This window comes from Salinibacillus aidingensis (assembly GCF_039522525.1).
GTDB classification, from domain to species: domain Bacteria; phylum Bacillota; class Bacilli; order Bacillales; family Alkalibacillaceae; genus Salinibacillus; species Salinibacillus aidingensis.
Genome location: NZ_BAAADO010000003.1, coordinates 272,849 through 291,270, shown reverse-complemented (window position 1 = coordinate 291,270; position 18,422 = coordinate 272,849). Strand labels below are relative to the sequence as shown.

Genomic DNA, 18,422 nt, shown 5'->3' with positions numbered 1-18,422 from the left:
GTGTTCCTGTCGCGAGAACAAAAGGGGGAAATCTCTATGGACAATCGAACAGAGAAATATGTTAAGCACTTTTACCTATCACAAAAGATAACTCATCCAACTCAATTATCCATTAACAAATTATTAGAAACTCTCCCTGTTAAAGTGAATTTTTGGGATTTTACCAGCGAAGCGATTAGTAGAAACGAAAAATACATTATCTTTTTAAACATTAATACTTCGATACAGAAACAATGGCAGGATTTTGGACATGAATTATGTCATGTACTATGGCATGTTGGCCATCAACTGCAAATGCCCTTTCCTTTTAGGCAGCTGCAAGAATGGCAAGCCAACTACTTTTCTTATCACTTTTGTGTCCCGACATTTATGCTGGAAGGATTAACTGAGCTTAATATCTATAAAATTATGAAATTATTTAATGTGGAATATGGTTTTGCGGCACGTCGGTTAGAGATGTATCAAAATAAATTTTTTGCAGGTGAAGTTTTATGAAAACAGGTATTTATATAAGGGTAAGTACTGAGGAACAGGTAAAAGAAGGATATTCAATTTCAGCCCAGAGAGAGAGACTCCAGGCTTATTGTGTTGCTCAAAACTGGGATATAGTTGGTTATTATGTTGATGAAGGAATATCAGCGAAAGATACTAATCGTCCTGAATTAAAACGCATGTTAAAAGATATAGAAACAGGAGAAATAGAATGCGTGCTCGTGTACCGTTTAGACAGACTGACCAGGTCTGTATTAGATTTGTACAAGCTGTTAGAAACCTTTGAAAAGTATAGTTGTAAATTCAAATCCGCTACCGAAGTCTATGACACTACAACAGCAATGGGACGATTGTTTATAACGTTAGTTGCTGCGCTTGCACAATGGGAACGTGAGAATATGGCAGAACGTATCAGCATGGGTCTGCAAGAAAAAGCAAGGCAAGGAAAATATACCCATAATCAGCGCCCTTTTGGATACAACCTCAAAGATGGAATATTAACCATCAATGAAGAAGAAGCAGAAATCGTACGCCTTATTTTTAATCTTTATTTAGATGGTAAAGGGGCCAATAGTGTTTGTAAGTACTTAAATGCTAGGAACATCACTACCAGAGACGGAAACACTTGGAATGATAAGCCCTTAATCCAAATACTGCGCAATCCTACTTATAAGGGAACAGCAACTTGGTTAAGAGGTACAGAAAACGAAATAAAAATTGAAGATGCGCATCCAGCTATTATAGATAAAACTACATTTGAAAGAGTCCAACAGACCCTCAAAAAACGCAGGGCCCAGTCTCCTATGCAGATTCACAGTGACCACATTTTTTCAAGCAAACTGAAATGTTTAAAATGCGGATATACATTAACAGGATACCGAGTATATATAAAAAATGCTAAAGGTGAAAAGGTATCCTATAAAAATTATAGGTGTCTTCATAAAAAAACCGGTCAATGCACAGGGGTTAAAACGATCTCGGAAAGAAAACTAGAGAAGGCCTTCATCAATTTCATGAAAAATATCAACCTTGAAAGTGAGGCGAACGAAATATCTAATAAAAATATAGATATTAAGGATAATAGTGTTGAGATCAATCGAGCTAAAAAGGACTTGGAACAGGTGGAGAAACGGAAAAAGAAGTGGCAATATGCCTGGGCAAATGAAATGATGACAGATGCGGACTTCGAGAAAAGAATGAGAGAAGAAAATCAAATTGAGGATGAAGCCAAAAAAATTTTAGAACATTTGGAACTTGAAGAAGAAACTACAATGGATCATGATGAATTAAAAAACGTACTGAAAAACTTCTATTCGAATTGGGTTGAATTAGATGATCGAAAGAAAAAGAGCCTTGTTCAATTAGTGGTAAAGGAAATTAAATATGGTTACGATGAGAATAAGGAATTTTACGTTAAAAGTGTGGATTTTTATTAAATTTTGAGCACTCCCATAACCTTGAGACCTCTAAGGCTGCTTCCAAAGTACTTACAGGCATCATCAACCATTTTGCGGGGAGATTGGCACAGCCTGTACTCATTCTTTTCCTCAAGCGCTATCGAACCATTCACCACGTTATCCTGATAATCTGGAACAATAGCTAAAGTAAAAGGGGAAATTTCATATTCAGTTTGTTTCTGAGATTTCATATTATCATTCCTTTCTCCTGTTAATATCCATAATATAACACAAAATTAAGAAAATGGATACATTGGCCTTAGGGTTGTTTCTTCAAAAAATCACAGAACAGATTATGGGAAAATGAATTTTTACAGATAGATTTTTCGTTTTCCGTTCTTCTCAGTTGCTCAAAAAATGAATTTTAAAGTTTTTTTCGGCTTAGCTAATACCATTCACAAAACAGATGAACAATCGTCGAAGTTTCTTCACACAATCTCCGCCTTACGCATTTTGATTTACCTTATCATGGAATGAAATAGAAATTTCATAATCAGTGGCCCTCAATGGATCCCACTGATCGCAGTTTTACACTATCTGATTGATTCTGGGGGAGATTTTCATGAAGAAAAAATATTATGCTCTGTTTGCTGCTATTATTGCTATAGGTATAGGATTAGGGATTATGTACATTGAATTCTGGCGCGATGCAGGGATCGAACTTCCAGAGGACGTAACCATGGAAACTGTTTCGGGGGAAAGTTATTCATTTCAGGATATGGAACCTAAAGTAAGATTGGTTGAGTTCTTTTATGCCAAATGTCCTGATGTCTGCCCGCTTACAACTCAGCGGATGATGCACTTAAAGAAGCAGTTTGAGAAGGATGGCTTATTTAAAGACAACATTGAATTTGTCTCTATTACTATTGATCCGGAAAATGATACGAGAGAGGCATTAACCGGCTATATGGAACGCTATGGAATTAAGCCAAATGATGGCTGGACGTTTTTGAGAGGCAGTCTGGAGGATACAGAAAAAGTAGCAGAGCCCTTCCGTCTTCTGTTTAATGATGTGGGAACAGACTTTATCACCCATACCTCCTACTCATACTTATTAAATGAAGACAATCAATTAGTCGATAAATTTCCAATGGGAGAGGACTTCGACAAGGAAGAAGTATACAGCAGCATTACCAGTAAGATTGATTAGAAATGAAGCAGAAGAATGACACGATCCATGATGGATCGTGTCATTTCTGCATTGTTCTAACTTGAGAGTACAGCCCGGTCATTATCAAATTTTTTGCCCCGGATGTTCTGGAATTCATTAATTAAATCTTCCACGGTTAAGTTTGCCTTCTGTTCTGCATTCGCATCGAAAATGATTTGTCCTTCATCCATCATAAACAGACGGTTCCCCAGTTCAATAGCCTGATCCATCTGATGAGTGACCATTAAAGTAGTAAGCTGGTGTTTCCTCACTAGTTCCTTAGTGATATTCGTAATCAGTTCCTGGCGGGCAGGATCCAATGCTGCTGTGTGTTCATCAAGTAATAGAATACGAGGTTTGGTAAAGGTAGCCATCAGTAGCGATAAGGCCTGACGTTCTCCACCTGACAGCAGACCAACCTTTGTATTAAGCCGGTCCTCTAATCCTATATCAATTGATGACAGCAGTTCCTGAAATTCCTCACGTTTCCTGGCATTAACCCCTCTGAGAACGGAGCGCTTTTTCGTACGCCCTAAAGCGAGTCCTAAGTTTTCTTCAATTGTCATATTTGGGGCCGTACCTGCCATTGGATCCTGAAACACTCGACCAATAAATTTCGAACGTTTCTGTTCAGGAATAAATGTAACTTCTCTGTTGTCAATGGAAACCGCCCCGAAATCAGGGAAAAGCACTCCGGCAATAATGTTTAATAGCGTTGATTTCCCTGCTCCGTTACTCCCGATAACTGTTACAAAATCACCTTCGTTTAACGTCAAATCCACACCTTGGAGCGCTTTTCGCTCATCAGGGGTTCCTTCATAGAAGACTTTTTCAATCTGATTTAGCTGAAGCATGTTCATTCGCCCCCAAATTTTCATTTAACCTTTTACGCTTAGACTTACGCCTGTTATTTTCTTTGGTCTGCTTCCACCAATGCGGAAGAACCAATGCGCCGATCACAATCACTGACGTAATTAATTTCATGTCACTTGCGTCTACAAAATCTACTCGTAATGCCAAAGCAATAATAATACGGTAAGCAATGGCACCTAATATTACAGCTAAGGTAGTACGGGCAATTTTTTTCGTACCAAAAAGCCCCTCACCAATAATAACGGAAGCCAGACCCACAACGATCATACCTACACCTAAGTTCACATCACTAAACCCATTATACTGTACAATCAGGGCACCACTCAGACCAACAAGCCCATTGGATAGTCCCAATCCCATTACGATATAACGATTGGTATTGGCTGAAAGACTGCGGACCATACGGATGTTATCCCCCGTCGCTCTAAGGGCTAAGCCGGCTTCTGTTTGCAGCATCCAGTCCGTCAGTAATTTAATGAGAATCACAATGATTAACATACTGATAATGACTAAAAAGCCGTCTGGGGCATAATGATCAATCCCCAGAGCCGTAAAAGGCTTAAGCAGGATTTCGTCTGCATTTACATTTGTCCACCAGCTTCCGATAACAGAAAATACAGTTGATTCATTTAACAGCGGAATATTGGCCTGCCCCATAATCCGTAAGTTAACAGAGTATAAACCTGTCATCATTAAAATCCCGGAAAGCAGCGGATTAATGTTTCCCTTTGTATGAAGTAATCCTGTAATACATCCAGCTAAAAAGCCGGCAACCCCTCCAAGCACAGTGGCAAGGAAGGGGTCAGAACCGTTTACAATCATGATGGCGCTGACAGCTCCACCTGTAACAAAACTACCATCAACGGTTAAATCTGGAAAGTCCAGTACTCTAAATGTTAAATAAACGCCTAATGCCATTAAAGCATAAATCAGGCCGGATTCTAACGCACCATATAGTGCCTCAACCATAGTCTGTCACCCTTTATTCTTGTTGTGTCTGAACAATTTTTCCTTGTTCTTTTAGTTCATCTGTAATTTCCACACCCATTTTTTCAGCGGCATCTTCATTGATATGAAGTTTCAAATTCTGTGGATATTCAGCCGGTATTTCACCTGGATTCTTTCCGTCCTGTAGAATTTCTATTGCTTTTTGACCCGCATTGTAGCCAATATCGTAATAGTCAAATCCATAGGCGGCAAAACCACCGCGTGCAACAGAGTCTAACTCACCGACAAACAGAGGTAATTTTTCCTGCTGACTTATCATGATAACCGACTCGAGTGCACTAACTACTGTATTATCGGTAATAATATAAATAGCATCTACACTTCCAATCAGGGATTCTGCAGCCTGTTTTACGTCTGCAGATGTTGCTGCATTGGCTTCTTCGATCGTAACCCCTAATTCATCAGCAGATTCCTTCATAATCTCAACCTGAGTAACAGAGTTTTGTTCCCCACCATTATAAATGGTTCCAACGGTGTCATATCCCATATCCTTAATGAGCTGCAATGTGTTCGGGATGGCATCCGCATTGAAATCAGATGTACCTGTTACATTCCCTCCAGGACTTTCCATAGACTCCACTAACCCTGCACCCTCAGGATCGGTAACAGAAGTAAAGACAACGGGAATGTCAGATGTTTCATTCGCCGCACTTTGCGCACTTGGTGTGGCATTGGCAAAAATCAAATCAACCTCATCCCCAACAAATTTGCTTGCAATGGATTGGTTATTTTTTGCATCCCCTTGAGCATTTTCCTCTTCAAAAGCTACATTCAAATCTGACTCTTTTAAAGCTGCTTTAAACCCTTCTGTCGCTGCATCCAGGGATGGATGCTCCACATGCTGCATAATCCCGACAGTGTAATCCGAGCCTCCACTCGCATTTCCATCTCCTTCAGAAGATGCATCTCCTCCGCCACAAGCAGATACGAAAACTAGTAATCCAAATAATAGAATCATTCCAAGCTTTTTCACGCTTCTTCCCCCTTTAGCGCTCTGACGCTTTTATGCTTTTACGCTTTTATGTATTAAAGTCTAAAGAAAAAATAAATACATTTCAACCCCTGAATACGAAAAAATAGTTGAAGAACGAAAACCAAAATAGAATTATTCTATTCTATGAAACAAGGAAACGGAAGGTGCAAAAAATCAGAGGATGAAAAACATCCTCTGATTGTGCAGGTGATCAGTTCTGTACAATTTCTTTAAGAGAGCGGCGCAGTATCTTTCCGGTTGTATTTTTTGGCAGTTCATCCAAAAATTCAATTTTAGCCGGTACTTTATATTTCGCTAAATGCTGCGAACAATAAGTAATTAACTCACTTTCGGAGACTTCCTCCCCATCTTTCAGCACCACAAAGGCTGTAACTGCTTCACCTGAGTCGGGATCAGGCACACCAATAACAGCCACTTCTGCTACTTTATCATGGTCGTATAAAACTTCCTCTACTTCACGAGGATAGACATTGTAACCGCCTACAAGAATCATATCTTTTTTCCGGTCAACAATGTAAAAATATCCCTCATCATCCATTTTGGCCATGTCACCGGTATAAAGCCAGCCATCTTTTAATGCTGCATTGGTTTCTTCCTGCATCTTATAGTAGCCTTTCATTACATTAGGGCCGCGAACAACAAGCTCACCTGTTTCACCCACCGGTACTTCTTCCCCAAATTCATCCACTACCTTATTTTCAACATGAATAATGCTCTGTCCGATGGAACCAGGCTTTCTAGGGCGGTCCAATGGGTTAAAACACGTTACAGGCGATGCTTCCGATAAACCATAACCCTCGGAAATCATAACTTTGAATTTCTTTTCAAAGTTCTCCAGTAGTGCTACAGGCATCGCAGCACCTCCGGAAATACATAGCCTCATGCTCTCGAAGCTTTCCGAATCTGCTTCAGGATGCTGAAGCAGATAATTATACATAGTAGGAACTCCGGCAAAAATTGTAATCTGATAGTCCTTTGCTGCCTTAAATACGTCTACAGGAGAGAACTTCGGCATAATTAATACCTGGCTTCCATTCATTAAAGGGGCATTTAATGCAACCGTCAGGCAAAATACATGGAACATTGGCAGCGCAGCAATAACCCGATCGTCCGGACCGATTTTTAAATAATCTGCTACGTCTTTGGCATTTGAATATAGATTTTTGTGTGTCAGCATAGCTCCCTTGGGTTTTCCGGTTGTACCCGATGTGTACAGAATAACGGCTGTATCTTCATCGTCGAGTTCGGGCCTTTCCAGATCTAAACTTCCTTGTTCCAGAAGCTGAGCAAAAGATTTTAGCTTCTCTGCTAATGGTGATTGATTAAAATGCATTTCCGGGTTTGTCTCACCCACAATATAGTGCTCGACATTCGGAATTAAATGGGACATATGCTCAAACTTTTCAAGCAGTACATCCAGAGTAATAATCCCTTTTACATCACCGTCATTAATAATGTAGGAGATTTCATCCGCAGTATAAATCGGATTTATCGGTATAACAGTAGCCCCTATACGCATTGCACCATATAATCCAATAACAAAATGTGGAGTATTCCCTGAAACAAGAGCAATATGGTCTCCCTTGCCATACCCCAACTCTTTTAAACTCGAGGCAAATTTTGTGACCGCCCCTTCTAACTCCTGATACGTCTTTTCATCCCCCTGAAAAACGTATGCTGTTTCCCTTAAGTGATTCTTAGCTGTTATGGATAGTTGATCACTTAAGTTCATTATGATCCCTCCTAAGTAGTCGGTGAATGAATAATCATTCATTTTTAAAGATAAAAAAAGACTTACTTTCATTATAATTCAGAAAAAACAGATAAACAAGAAAAGGTTTTCATGAGTGAGAAAAGCGAAGGCGACCGGTTAGGTCCGACGGCATAAGCAGAAGATCCGGAGTGGCATGCTTTTCCGCCACGTAGGAGCTTATGCTTATGACCGCTTGGACCTGGGAGCCGCAGCTGGACAAAGAAAAGCGAAGGCGACCGGTTAGGTCCGACGGCATAAGCAGAAGATCCGGAGTGGCATGCTTTTTGAGAGTTAATATAAAAAACATGCGCTTCCCGAACGGAAACACATGTTTTTCTTCACCTTATGTTAGTAAACTAACCCAACAAAGTCTTCTAAAGTAATTTTTCCAAAGTAATGTTTAATGTCTACATCGCTAAGGGCTTCAGTGAGAGCTTCACGATTATAACGGGTACCATTCAGTTTTTCCTCAATATCCTTCACATCTCCTACCCCGAAGAAGTCACCGTAAATCTTACTCTCTTCAATAACCCCTTTCTTAACATTTAATCTTACGTCAATGGTACCTGCACCTTCGAAACGCTTAGACTGCTGAATATCAAATTTAGGGGATTTTCCGTAGTTCCATCCCCATTGCTGGTAGCGATTTTCGGAAATCTCATGGATTTTTTTCCAATCTTCTTCTGTCAGTTTATATTTTGGTACATCCTCTGCATTTTTCACATCAAAAATATAGCGTAGAATAAGGCTTTTGAATTCATCCATGGTTATTTTTTCATCAAGGAATTCAGAAATATTAGCCACTCGACTGCGAATGGATTTAATACCCTTGGATTTAATTTTTTCTGATTTAACCTTCAGTGCTTTCACAACGTTTTCCAGCTCTGAATCCAGCATCAACGTACCATGGCTAAACATAACGCCTTTAGTAGAGTACTGCGCGTTTCCGGAAATCTTACGTCCGTCTACTTCAATATCATTACGACCAGACAGTTCTGCATTTACACCCAGATTTTGAAGGGCATCCACTACAGGCTGTGTGAATTTCGCAAAGTTACTGAAACTATTCCCGTCATCTTTAGCTAAGAAGCTGAAATTCAGATTCTCAAGATCATGATAAACCGCTCCTCCACCAGATAGGCGACGGACAACGTTAATTCCGTTTTCTTCTACATAGTCTGTATTGATCTCTTCAATCGTATTCTGATTACGGCCTATAATGATGGATGGACCGTTCACATAGAAAAGTAAATATGTATGGCCGCCTTCAATATCCATGTTATTTAGAGCATATTCTTCAATAGCCAGGTTTATTTGAGGATCTGTAATCCCCTCATTATCAATAAAATACATCATAACAGGTCACTCCTTATCTAGTCTCGTCTAATATTGTAAACACTTGTAAACCGGAAAGCAAAAGAAAAGGGTTGTGATAATTTTCACTTTTTAAATTTTTGGGGACTGTCCCCACTTACGTTAAAGTGCTAAAGGACAGGGCTTCCTGTGCCAGTTCGATTTTTCCTGAATAGTAGCGGCCAGCCTCTACTTTCAGCTGTTCAACATGGCCAAAATGGGGAAGATGGCTTAACCATAACTGTTGTACCCCAGCTGCCTGTGCTAATTTTCCACACTCATCACTAGTCATATGGCCTAGCCCACTTCCGTCCATACCTTCGTAAAAGCTGCATTCAGCAATAAGTAAATCAGCATTTTGGCAAAACGGAACCAGATCCTCAAAATAACTTGTGTCTGCAGTATAAACAATCGTGTGCTGTCCATTTGTCATACGCATGGCATAGCACGGAACCGGGTGCCGGGTTTGCAAAAATGTAATGGTGAAAGGGCCGACCTGTAAAGGCTCTGCCGGATTGTAAGCAATTCCTTTTGTGCATTGATGGGTTAATGAATGAAAGAAATCCTGATATCGCAGGTGGCCATAAACAGGCAGCACCTTGCTGTCCTCACGAAGATAGGATTGTACCAAAAATGCATATTGAAGCGGCCCGATATCTGCTACATGATCATGATGATAATGGGAGAGAATAAGAGCATCCAGATTCGTTATTTCCAGTTCCTTTTGCAAACGGGACAATGCGCCACTTCCACAGTCAATCAGCAGCGAAAACCCATCCTGTTCCAATAAATAGCTCGAGGTGGCACCTTCCGCTTCAGGATAGGCACCCCAGAAGCCGATTACCTTAACTCTCATCCAAATTCCTCCTCATTTAAAATCAATCATGGGAAATCTTTAATCAAATGTATGTTTCCTATGTGTCCAGCCAACGAAATGATGCTCCCTAAAAGCCTTCCCACAAACAAGTATAATCTAAATAATAAAATTTTAAAATTTGTTATAAAACAGCATATTGCAAATGAGCTTGTGTTATAATACAATATAAATAGTTAAAGCTATTATATAACACAGTGGAGGGATCAACCTTGTCCAGTATTATGGAGTTTTTCAGAAATCTGCCATCGAAAAAGTGTGTAAAATGCGGAAGCCAAATCCACGAGAAGGCTGATTGTTACGGAAATATCTGTGACGATTGCGATCATCCGGCACGTTAACCAGATTTATTGTCATCACATATCACTACCCTTTAGGAGGACAGAAACCGCTGTCCTTCTTTTTCTGTGTTATAACAGATATTAATCCAAAAGAAAAAGCCCTTTGCTATTCAAAAGGCTTTACAATAATGTGAAACTTCCTATGATCTTTTCCGGTTGACCAAACCACCGTATTATTTATTTAAAAACGCAAGAACATCTCTTACAGCATTCTCGCCCTGATCAATACAGTCGGGTAATCCTATGCCTTCATAAGAGCTGCCAGCTAAAAAGACACCGGGCAGGTGCTGTTCCATTTGTTCCTTCACTCGCTGAACACGTTGTTTGTGACCAACAGTATATTGAGGCATAACATTTTTCCAGCGTGTGACCACTTTCATTTCAGGTTTCCCTTTAATCTTCATTTGCTTATTTAAATCACGTAATACGATCTCTTCAATTTCCTCATCCGAGAAATGGACAACCTCCTGATCATCTGGTCTTCCTACATAACAGCGAACCAGTGCTTTTCCTTCAGGTGTTGTATGAGGCCATTTCTTATGTGTCCAGGTGCAGGCGGTAATTCGGAAATCACTATTCCGTGATACTACAAAGCCTGTGCCATCAATATCATCTTCAATATCAGCCGCATCAAAAGCCATGGCTACATTGGCTACACTTGTAGAAGGCATCTCCTTCCATTCATTCATAAAGTCATATTGATTTAACATTTTCTGAGCCGCTAAATGAGGAGCAGCCATGATGACAGCGTCTGCACTCAATGCTTTCCCATTGCTTAAGGACAGTTGATATGATTCATTCTTCTTCTCAATCTGATTTACGGCGACACCTTTAAGAACAGTCTCTTCCTCCAGTTTCTCTTCAACAGCAGTAACAAGGGAAGAAAGACCGTTTTTCAAGGTTAAAAACATCCCCGGCTTCTTTTGGGTACCTGATTTTGATGGTTTTGCGGTTGTCTCCTGTAAACCTCGGATCAGACTGCCATATTTCTGCTCCATATCATAAAAGTTCGGGAAGGTTGCCATTAAACTTAACTTGTCTACATCCCCGGAATAAATCCCTGACAGTAATGGTTCAATCATATTTTCCACAACTTCATTTCCAAGACGTCGGCGGAAAAAGTGTCCCAGGGCCTGATCTTCCTGGGGTTTTCCTTTAGGAAGAACAAAATCTCCCGCAGCCCTCAGCTTACCTGGAATCGAAAATAAACTTGACGTTACAAATGGTTTGATTTGTGTCGGGATACCCATAAAAGAGCCTTTTGGCATACTATGTAATTCCCCATTGGCCAATATATACGATTTTCCTGATGAAACACGAATCAGCTCATCTTCAAGTCCCGCCTCAGTTGCCAGTCGTGCAGCACTTGTCTTTCTTGCCAAAAAGGAATCCGGGCCTCTTTCAATAGTAAAGCCATCCTTTTTTACGGTTTTAATTTTACCGCCTAATTCCTCACTTGCTTCAATCAGCTTCACTTCATAAGGAAGCTGATGGGTTCTAATTTCTTTTTGTAAGTAATAGGCAGCGGTTAGCCCTGCTATTCCGCCGCCTATGACTGCAATCTGTTTATTACCCATTTTGAACCCCACTTTTAGCCTTGCTCCATACAACATTGGCTAAAGTTTTAATAAACTGCGGATGGCTGTTTGGCATTTCTGGACGGAAATAATCAGCACCCAGTTCCTCACAAACCACTTTACATTCATAGTCATTGTCATACAGAACCTCTAAGTGCTCAGCCACAAATCCTACAGGAGCATATACAAAAGTACGGTATCCTTTCTGCTCGTATAAGTCTTTTGTCAGATCCTGTACATCTGGACCTAACCATGGATCAGGAGTGTTTCCTTCACTCTGCCAGCCGATTTCATAGTTTTTAATTCCCGCTTTATCTGTAATTAATCTTGCTGTTTCCTTTAACTGGTCCGGATAAGGATCGCCATCCTTCAGTATTTTTTCCGGCAGGCTGTGTGCAGATACGATTAATACAGCTTTGTCACGCTGCTCATCTGTCATCTCGCCATATACTTTGTTAATCTGCTCTACCCAGAAATCAATAAATCCAGGCTCATCATACCAGTCTTCTACTGAGGTCAACTTAATTCCATATTGATCGGCTTTGTCCTGAGCACGACCATTATAGGATTTTACACTGAATGTGGAATAATGAGGAGCCAGTACAATACTTACAGCTTCTTCAATGCCGTCATTGTGCATCTCTTCCACAGCATCCTCAATAAATGGCTCAATATGCTTTAATCCTAGATACATATGAAATTCTACTTCATCCTGCATTTCGTTTAATTGCTGTTCTAAAGAAGTTGCCTGTTCCTTGGTTATACGAGCAAGTGGTGATATGCCTCCAATTGCTTTATAACGATCCTTCAAGTCCTGAAGATCTTCCTCAGAAGGCTTTCTTCCGTGACGGATATCCGTATAATAACGTTCAACATCTTCTTCTTTGTATGGTGTACCATACGCCATCACTAATAGTCCCATTTTTTTCTTCGTCATTTTCAACACCTCGTTTATTATGATTGTTTGGTATATTCATGGATAAAGCTTGTTAATTTTTTCAATGTCCCCGGGTTAATATCCGGAAATACTCCATGTCCCAGGTTAAACACATATCCTGGCTGACTCATTCCCTGATTTAAAATCCTCTTAACCCTCTCTTCAATCACATCCCAATCCGCAAGTAAGACGGCCGGGTCAAGATTTCCCTGGAGGGTTTTTGTAATCCCCATGCTTCGTGCCTGCTGAATGGAGGTTCGCCAGTCAAGACCTATCACATCGGCAGACAAATCATTCCATTCCTTAAGAAGATGGCCGGTACCTACACCAAATAAGATACCTGGAACTCCTTCTTCTTTTATTGCAGAAAATATCCTTTCCATCGTCGGTTTAATAAAAATTCGGTAATCCTCTTCATTGACAGCGCCAATCCAGGAATCAAAAATCTGTATAGCACTGGCTCCTGCCTTAATTTGCGCTTTCACATAGCGAATAATCAGGTCACCTAGTTTGTCCATCAGTGCAAACCATGTTTCCGGATCTCCGTACATCATGGCTTTGGTTTTGTTATAGTTTTTCGAAGGTCCGCCCTCAATCATATAACTCGCTAGCGTAAATGGTGCACCACTAAAGCCAATCAACGGTACATCCAACTGCTCTTTTGAGAGGATTTCGATTGTTTTCAGGACATAGGGAACGTCCTGCTCCGGGTCAATCTCCCCGAGACGTTCTATATCTGTTTTCGAACGGACGGGGTTATCAATAACAGGTCCCACGCCAGGCTGAATCTCAACCTGAACCCCAATTGGAGGCAGAGGGGACATTATATCTTTGTATAAAATGGCTGCGTCAACATTGTAATTTTCAACAGGAAGCCTGGTTACATAGGCACATAGCTCCGGTTGATGGGTAATTTCAAATAATGAATATTTTTCTTTTAATTTTCGATATTCAGGCTGGGATCGCCCTGCCTGACGCATAAACCATAAAGGTACGTATGAGGTACTCTCCCCCCGATACGCTTTTAAAATCGTATCATTAAATGCCTTCATTCTACTGTCACCCTTCATCTCTATTCATCTCATATCCAACTATTATGGTATACGAAAACATTTTGACTGTACACTAAAGCGAATGTTTTGTCACGAAATTGTCTTAATCAATGACTGCTTCATTGGATGGCTGGCCACTTTCCTTACTCAGCGGGTTATAGGGCACAATGTAATACGTCTTTTTCTCCAGCATCCTGATATTCTCATCTTCAAATGTTCCCTTGCCTTCAACCTCCCCTATCAAAGTGGAGCCATTCGCACTCTTTTCATAAATACGATAAATGACCCGTTCATCCTCTGAAGGTGTCCATGTCAATTCAGCTGTTACGCCAGAGAAAATACCAAATCGGCGGTCCACTTGTAGATCATCAACCACAGGCAGTCTGACAGGATCCGACAATTCCCTTACATTGTCCGGTCTGTTAAACTCTTTTGCCAAGGAACGTTTCTGATCGATATCTGTTAATATATCCTTCATTAATTTGGTCGGTGCACTGCTCCCGCTTTTTACATAATGCTCTTTATCTGTCCTGTCATATCCCATCCAGACTGCACCCACATATTCAGGTGTATAGCCTGCAAACCAGATATCCTTATTCATACCGGAAACACTGGGGTGCTGGGTTGTACCTGTTTTTCCTGCCAGTGCTTTAGAAAATTGCCCATAACTTCCTGTTCCGTCATTTACAACGGCCTGAAGCATTTTGGTCATATTCCAGGCTGTCTGTGGCTCAAAAATCTGATTTTCTTTCATCTCGACTTTTCCAACCACTTCCCCATCCTTCTTCACCTGTATAATCGCATAAGGCTCCACAGACTGGCCCTGATGAACAAAGGTACGGTAGGCTTTTGCCATCTCCAGAGGACTGATCCCTCGTGATAGACCTCCCAGTGCAATGGCTAGCTGTTGATCAGGAAGGGAAATATTTAAGCCATCAAAATATCCTTTCACATATGGAATTCCTATTTCATTCAGCAGCCAGACAGCAGGTGCATTTTTGGATTGAACCAACGCCTCATACATCGTTACCTTTCCTTCGTATGTATCATTATAATTTTCCGGTGTATAGTTTTCCTGGTAGGTTCTTTTTTCATCCACCAGCAAAGAATAAGGCGTATAATTCCCTGTTTCAAGAGCAGGTCCGTATACTGAGAGTGGTTTGATGACTGATCCAGGCTGACGTTTGACCGATACTCGATTTAAATCGCCACGCTCAAACTGTGTGCCTCCAAGGGCTGCTGTAATCGCCCCTGTTTCCTGATCAATAAGTACAAATGCTCCTTCCATCCCTTTTGTCGAACCACCCTTAAAATACTCGTCCATTTGGAATCGTTCATAGGCGATTCGCTGAATGTCAGGGTCAATGCCTGTGACAATTGTATAGCCTCCGCGATAGACCTGAGACCGACTAATGTGGAATTTCTTCTCCATTTCTTTTAATACAAGATCAACATAGGTTTCAATCCACGGTCGCTTATCCGGATTCCCCTGCTCGATTCCAAGCGTCTTTCCCTGTAATGACGTCATTTCTTCAACGTCTAGCATATCCATTTCCTGCATGGAAGCTAAAACCAGGTTTCTTCTTTCCTTTGCATTGTCCGGATAATCAACTGGCGAAAAATACGTAGGTGATTTAGGAATAGCAGCCAGCATTGCCCCTTCTGACACGGTTAAATCCTGTACATTTTTATTAAAATAAAATCGGGATGCTTCCTGAATTCCATATACCCCGTGTCCAAAGTAGATTTCATTCAAGTAATACTCGAGGATTTTATTTTTGCTCATATTCCTCTCCAGATAAATAGCACCCATCACTTCTTTGGTTTTACGCATCCATGATTTGTCATTCGTTAAGAAAAGGTTTTTCACCAGCTGCTGGGTTATCGTACTGGCCCCTTCTACTTTCTCAAAAGCAATTAAATCGCGAAAAACGGCTCTTCCCACAGAAATCAGATCAACCCCCGCATGCTTGTAAAACCGCTGATCTTCAATTGCAATAAAAGCATTCTGAACATAATCCGGAATCTGATCAATCGGTACATATGTACGATTCTCACTGTAAAGAGTAGCTACTTCTTCGCCACTTTCTGTTTGAATGACCGTGGCTTCTGAAAAGACAAATCCTTTATCATCGACAACCCACTTCCCTCCTAGTAAAATAAGGGAAAAGCCAATGATACTCAGCAGAATCGTACCTGAACCAAGAATCAGTGCCCATTTCACAGCAGGATGCTGTTGATTCCATAATTCCTTTATCCGGGTTCGTTTTAACACAATTAGCACCTCAAACAGATGTCGAAATTTCCATTATCACTCCTATTATACGATAAAATTGTCGTAAATTATAATTAAATGTCTGCCTTGATAAGTCTATGGGCAGATTGATAATAGGAAGCATATGAAAGGAGAATGGATATGCAAGTCCTTATGACCAATGGTACCGTGGAGTTTTTAGAAAAAATTAAGCAGGACCATCCGGAAGCCCGAATTCTCATCATGCAGAATGGGGAAAATGGTCTGGCCTACTACGAAGGGAATAATGATGATTTATTTGCAGAGGAACGAACGTATGAAACGGTTGACTACGTTGGAGAAATGCAGGAAGAAGGCTATGTGGTGATGAATAACATTCCTGTCACTGACGAAGGACGTCCGATATTTGAGGATCGTTTTCTGAACCGGCAGGGAAAAATTGAAGAAATGCCTGGATTTCAGGCCATCCGTGTTTTAAGACCTGTTCATGGCAATACTTATATTATTCTCACTCAATGGGAGGACGAAAAGAGCTTTCAAAACTGGAAAAACTCCCAATCCTTTGCGAAAGCCCATAAAGGGAATGCTGATCAAAAACAGGATCGGCCTTCTTACAGCGCAGGTCCGTCCTATGTAACCGCCTATTCCATGGTTTCAACCGAATCATAAGAAAAAGCCCATAGCTCTATTGTTCAGCTTAGAGCCATGGGCTTTTCAGTACCACTTATTCATCTAATACATTCTGCTCAAAAAAGGTTCTGTATTTTTCTTCCTCAGCTGCTCCGACAAAGCGCTTGACTTCCTCTCCATCTTCATAGCGGACAATGGTTGGGGTATACTCAATTTTAAATTGGCGCAAAGCTTCCTCATACTCCAGAACATTGACCTTTTCCATGTTAATTCCCAAATCCTCCGTTAGTGGAACAACAATTGGAGTGGCTTTTTTACAGTGCGGGCATTCCGGACTATAGAAATAAATGGTCTTGTCTTCCCCGTTGTCCAGAGATTGCTGCAGTTCATCCGGCTTTATCTGATTTCCATATAAATCATTATTCTGATATTGTACAACAGCAATAAGTGCCCCGAATAATACGACTATGATTCCACCGATAATGAATATTTTTTTCACGTTTTCATCCCCTTCTCTTTGTAAAGCTGACAATAAATAAGATTACGATTGCTGTAAAAGCAAACAATGAAAGAAATGGTATCGTAACAAAACCAAAATAATTAACGTACTCTGCTGTGCAGGAAGCCCCCTGTCCACAAAAATCAGCAGCCCCGGCACTATTTACCTTCTGAATGATATAGTGATAGAGAGCAAGTGGTGCACCTATAATACTCAAGATAAATCCCGGCAACGCGATCTGAGCATTCTTTTTGATAATAGCTGTGCCAATAATCACGACTAGTGGATACATCAAAATTCGTTGGAACCAGCATAATTTGCAGGGTTCAAATTGCATAATTTCCGAATAAAACAGACTTCCACAAGTAGCGATAAAGGCTGTTCCCCATATGATTAACAGCAGATTTTCCTCAGTCTTGCTAAACGTCATATGTATATCTCCTCACTGAAAAATTCCAGTCAAATCTTAAAGTCTATTTTATCATAACATAATTCATAGAACATCAGAGGGAAATCTATATTTGATCAATCGTTCATCAGACCGTTTTTGTGTGCATATACCGCCGCCTGGGTACGGTCCTGAACCTCCAGCTTACTAAGAACATTACTTACATGAGTTTTCACGGTTTTAATTCCAATAAAGAGCTGTTCACTTATTTCCTGATTGGTTAATCCCTGCCCAATACAGATCAGGACTTCCTTCTCCCGCTCTGTCAGTTCTTCATGAGGAAGAGAATGGGACGCTCTGAAACGATTCATCATTTTACCCGCAATCTTAGCTTCAATAACATTTTCACCCTTGTAGGCCTTTTTAATCGCATCGACAATTTCTTCTGCTGAGGAAGTTTTCAGCATATAACTGAATGCACCTGCTTTGAGGGCTGGAAACACCTTTTCATCATCGTAATAGCTTGTCAGAATAATAATTTTACATTCAGGGTGAAAGGACATAATCTCTCTGGTTGCCTCAATTCCATTCCCATCATTCATAATTAAATCCATCAGAACCACATCCGGCGGTTCCTTCTTCGCCAGAGCACAGCCTTCATTCCCACTGGTTGCTTCCCCGGTGACTGCAATGTCATCGTCTGTCATTAAATAGGTTGAAATTCCTTTTCGAACAACCTCATGATCATCCACAATTAATACTTTTATTTGATTTTTCATTCATCTTCTTC

General features: G+C 40.6%; 19 protein-coding genes. 5 read left to right on the top strand and 14 right to left on the bottom strand.

What is annotated here, in order from left to right; all coding sequences use genetic code 11:
- Positions 1–36 precede the first annotated feature (36 nt).
- The gene (locus ABD006_RS08210; RefSeq protein WP_343839654.1) at positions 37–495 is read left to right on the top strand and encodes an ImmA/IrrE family metallo-endopeptidase; all 459 of its coding nucleotides are present in this window, start codon (positions 37–39) and stop codon (positions 493–495) included.
- Complete coding sequence (locus tag ABD006_RS08205; protein ID WP_343839653.1) at positions 492–1,928, top strand: recombinase family protein; 1,437 nt, start codon at positions 492–494, stop codon at positions 1,926–1,928. Before ABD006_RS08210 ends, ABD006_RS08205 begins: the two co-directional genes overlap by 4 nt.
- Here the strand turns inward: ABD006_RS08205 and ABD006_RS08200 are convergent.
- Positions 1,925–2,140, bottom strand: a complete 216-nt coding sequence (locus ABD006_RS08200) for a competence protein ComK (protein WP_343839652.1) — start codon at positions 2,138–2,140, stop codon at positions 1,925–1,927. The genes ABD006_RS08205 and ABD006_RS08200 overlap by 4 nt on opposite strands.
- Positions 2,141–2,511: 371 nt before the next feature.
- Here ABD006_RS08200 and ABD006_RS08195 point away from each other — a divergent pair, with 371 nt between their 5' ends.
- Positions 2,512–3,099 (top strand): SCO family protein, encoded by a 588-nt coding sequence (locus tag ABD006_RS08195; RefSeq protein ID WP_343839650.1) that lies wholly within the window; start codon positions 2,512–2,514, stop codon positions 3,097–3,099.
- 56 nt (positions 3,100–3,155) lie between these two features.
- Here ABD006_RS08195 and ABD006_RS08190 read toward each other — a convergent pair whose 3' ends face one another.
- The 6 genes from ABD006_RS08190 to ABD006_RS08165 form a co-directional block, all read right to left on the bottom strand.
- Positions 3,156–3,953 (bottom strand): ABC transporter ATP-binding protein, encoded by a 798-nt coding sequence (locus ABD006_RS08190; protein ID WP_343839648.1) that lies wholly within the window; start codon positions 3,951–3,953, stop codon positions 3,156–3,158.
- Positions 3,931–4,941 (bottom strand): ABC transporter permease, encoded by a 1,011-nt coding sequence (locus ABD006_RS08185; RefSeq protein ID WP_343839646.1) that lies wholly within the window; start codon positions 4,939–4,941, stop codon positions 3,931–3,933. Before ABD006_RS08185 ends, ABD006_RS08190 begins: the two co-directional genes overlap by 23 nt.
- Before the next feature lie 13 nt (positions 4,942–4,954).
- Positions 4,955–5,938 (bottom strand): ABC transporter substrate-binding protein, encoded by a 984-nt coding sequence (locus tag ABD006_RS08180; RefSeq protein WP_343840285.1) that lies wholly within the window; start codon positions 5,936–5,938, stop codon positions 4,955–4,957.
- A gap of 226 nt (positions 5,939–6,164) precedes the next feature.
- Positions 6,165–7,706: a fatty acid--CoA ligase family protein gene (locus tag ABD006_RS08175; RefSeq protein ID WP_343839644.1), complete on the bottom strand. Its 1,542-nt coding sequence runs from the start codon at positions 7,704–7,706 to the stop codon at positions 6,165–6,167.
- 369 nt (positions 7,707–8,075) lie between these two features.
- A complete protein-coding gene (gene lplA, locus ABD006_RS08170; RefSeq protein ID WP_343840282.1) occupies positions 8,076–9,080 on the bottom strand; it encodes a lipoate--protein ligase in 1,005 nt (334 codons plus the stop codon).
- A 118-nt stretch (positions 9,081–9,198) separates the two neighbouring features.
- On the bottom strand, positions 9,199–9,936 hold the full coding sequence (locus ABD006_RS08165; protein ID WP_343839643.1) for an MBL fold metallo-hydrolase: 738 nt from the start codon (positions 9,934–9,936) through the stop codon (positions 9,199–9,201).
- A gap of 242 nt (positions 9,937–10,178) precedes the next feature.
- On the opposite strand from ABD006_RS08165, the gene yhfH reads away from it, so the two are divergent.
- Positions 10,179–10,295 (top strand): protein YhfH, encoded by a 117-nt coding sequence (gene yhfH / locus ABD006_RS08160; RefSeq protein ID WP_162038939.1) that lies wholly within the window; start codon positions 10,179–10,181, stop codon positions 10,293–10,295.
- 173 nt (positions 10,296–10,468) lie between these two features.
- On the opposite strand, the gene hemY is transcribed toward yhfH, so the two are convergent.
- The 4 genes from hemY to ABD006_RS08140 form a co-directional block, all read right to left on the bottom strand.
- Positions 10,469–11,872 carry a protoporphyrinogen oxidase gene (hemY, locus tag ABD006_RS08155; RefSeq protein WP_343839641.1) on the bottom strand — a complete coding sequence of 468 codons (1,404 nt, stop codon included), beginning with the start codon at positions 11,870–11,872 and terminating at the stop codon, positions 10,469–10,471.
- Positions 11,865–12,809 carry a ferrochelatase gene (gene hemH, locus ABD006_RS08150; RefSeq protein WP_343839639.1) on the bottom strand — a complete coding sequence of 315 codons (945 nt, stop codon included), beginning with the start codon at positions 12,807–12,809 and terminating at the stop codon, positions 11,865–11,867. Before hemH ends, hemY begins: the two co-directional genes overlap by 8 nt.
- Before the next feature lie 17 nt (positions 12,810–12,826).
- Complete coding sequence (gene hemE / locus ABD006_RS08145) at positions 12,827–13,861, bottom strand: uroporphyrinogen decarboxylase (RefSeq protein ID WP_343839637.1); 1,035 nt, start codon at positions 13,859–13,861, stop codon at positions 12,827–12,829.
- Positions 13,862–13,964: 103 nt separating this feature from the next.
- Positions 13,965–16,136, bottom strand: a complete 2,172-nt coding sequence (locus ABD006_RS08140) for a transglycosylase domain-containing protein (RefSeq protein WP_343839635.1) — start codon at positions 16,134–16,136, stop codon at positions 13,965–13,967.
- 135 nt (positions 16,137–16,271) lie between these two features.
- Here ABD006_RS08140 and ABD006_RS08135 point away from each other — a divergent pair, with 135 nt between their 5' ends.
- Positions 16,272–16,784 carry an antibiotic biosynthesis monooxygenase family protein gene (locus tag ABD006_RS08135; protein ID WP_343839633.1) on the top strand — a complete coding sequence of 171 codons (513 nt, stop codon included), beginning with the start codon at positions 16,272–16,274 and terminating at the stop codon, positions 16,782–16,784.
- 55 nt (positions 16,785–16,839) lie between these two features.
- Here the strand turns inward: ABD006_RS08135 and ABD006_RS08130 are convergent, their stop codons facing one another.
- From ABD006_RS08130 to ABD006_RS08120, 3 genes are all read right to left on the bottom strand, one after another.
- On the bottom strand, positions 16,840–17,244 hold the full coding sequence (locus ABD006_RS08130; RefSeq protein ID WP_044160983.1) for a thioredoxin family protein: 405 nt from the start codon (positions 17,242–17,244) through the stop codon (positions 16,840–16,842).
- A gap of 4 nt (positions 17,245–17,248) precedes the next feature.
- Entirely contained in the window at positions 17,249–17,674 is a 426-nt protein-coding gene (locus ABD006_RS08125) for a disulfide oxidoreductase (RefSeq protein WP_343839629.1), read from the bottom strand.
- 95 nt (positions 17,675–17,769) lie between these two features.
- Positions 17,770–18,411 carry a response regulator transcription factor gene (locus ABD006_RS08120; RefSeq protein ID WP_343839628.1) on the bottom strand — a complete coding sequence of 214 codons (642 nt, stop codon included), beginning with the start codon at positions 18,409–18,411 and terminating at the stop codon, positions 17,770–17,772.
- Positions 18,412–18,422 lie beyond the last annotated feature (11 nt).

What these genes read in the sequence shown, in the direction of transcription:
- ABD006_RS08210 (WP_343839654.1), top strand. Translation starts at nt 37, where the DNA reads ATGGACAATCGAACAGAGAAATATGTTAAGCACTTTTACCTATCACAA.
- ABD006_RS08205 (WP_343839653.1), top strand. Translation starts at nt 492, where the DNA reads ATGAAAACAGGTATTTATATAAGGGTAAGTACTGAGGAACAGGTAAAA.
- ABD006_RS08200 (WP_343839652.1), bottom strand. Translation starts at nt 2,140, where the DNA reads ATGAAATCTCAGAAACAAACTGAATATGAAATTTCCCCTTTTACTTTA.
- ABD006_RS08195 (WP_343839650.1), top strand. Translation starts at nt 2,512, where the DNA reads ATGAAGAAAAAATATTATGCTCTGTTTGCTGCTATTATTGCTATAGGT.
- ABD006_RS08190 (WP_343839648.1), bottom strand. Translation starts at nt 3,953, where the DNA reads ATGCTTCAGCTAAATCAGATTGAAAAAGTCTTCTATGAAGGAACCCCT.
- ABD006_RS08185 (WP_343839646.1), bottom strand. Translation starts at nt 4,941, where the DNA reads ATGGTTGAGGCACTATATGGTGCGTTAGAATCCGGCCTGATTTATGCT.
- ABD006_RS08180 (WP_343840285.1), bottom strand. Translation starts at nt 5,938, where the DNA reads ATGATTCTATTATTTGGATTACTAGTTTTCGTATCTGCTTGTGGCGGA.
- ABD006_RS08175 (WP_343839644.1), bottom strand. Translation starts at nt 7,706, where the DNA reads ATGAACTTAAGTGATCAACTATCCATAACAGCTAAGAATCACTTAAGG.
- lplA (WP_343840282.1), bottom strand. Translation starts at nt 9,080, where the DNA reads ATGTATTTTATTGATAATGAGGGGATTACAGATCCTCAAATAAACCTG.
- ABD006_RS08165 (WP_343839643.1), bottom strand. Translation starts at nt 9,936, where the DNA reads ATGAGAGTTAAGGTAATCGGCTTCTGGGGTGCCTATCCTGAAGCGGAA.
- yhfH (WP_162038939.1), top strand. Translation starts at nt 10,179, where the DNA reads ATGGAGTTTTTCAGAAATCTGCCATCGAAAAAGTGTGTAAAATGCGGA.
- hemY (WP_343839641.1), bottom strand. Translation starts at nt 11,872, where the DNA reads ATGGGTAATAAACAGATTGCAGTCATAGGCGGCGGAATAGCAGGGCTA.
- hemH (WP_343839639.1), bottom strand. Translation starts at nt 12,809, where the DNA reads ATGACGAAGAAAAAAATGGGACTATTAGTGATGGCGTATGGTACACCA.
- hemE (WP_343839637.1), bottom strand. Translation starts at nt 13,861, where the DNA reads ATGAAGGCATTTAATGATACGATTTTAAAAGCGTATCGGGGGGAGAGT.
- ABD006_RS08135 (WP_343839633.1), top strand. Translation starts at nt 16,272, where the DNA reads ATGGATATGCAAGTCCTTATGACCAATGGTACCGTGGAGTTTTTAGAA.
- ABD006_RS08125 (WP_343839629.1), bottom strand. Translation starts at nt 17,674, where the DNA reads ATGACGTTTAGCAAGACTGAGGAAAATCTGCTGTTAATCATATGGGGA.
- ABD006_RS08120 (WP_343839628.1), bottom strand. Translation starts at nt 18,411, where the DNA reads ATGAAAAATCAAATAAAAGTATTAATTGTGGATGATCATGAGGTTGTT.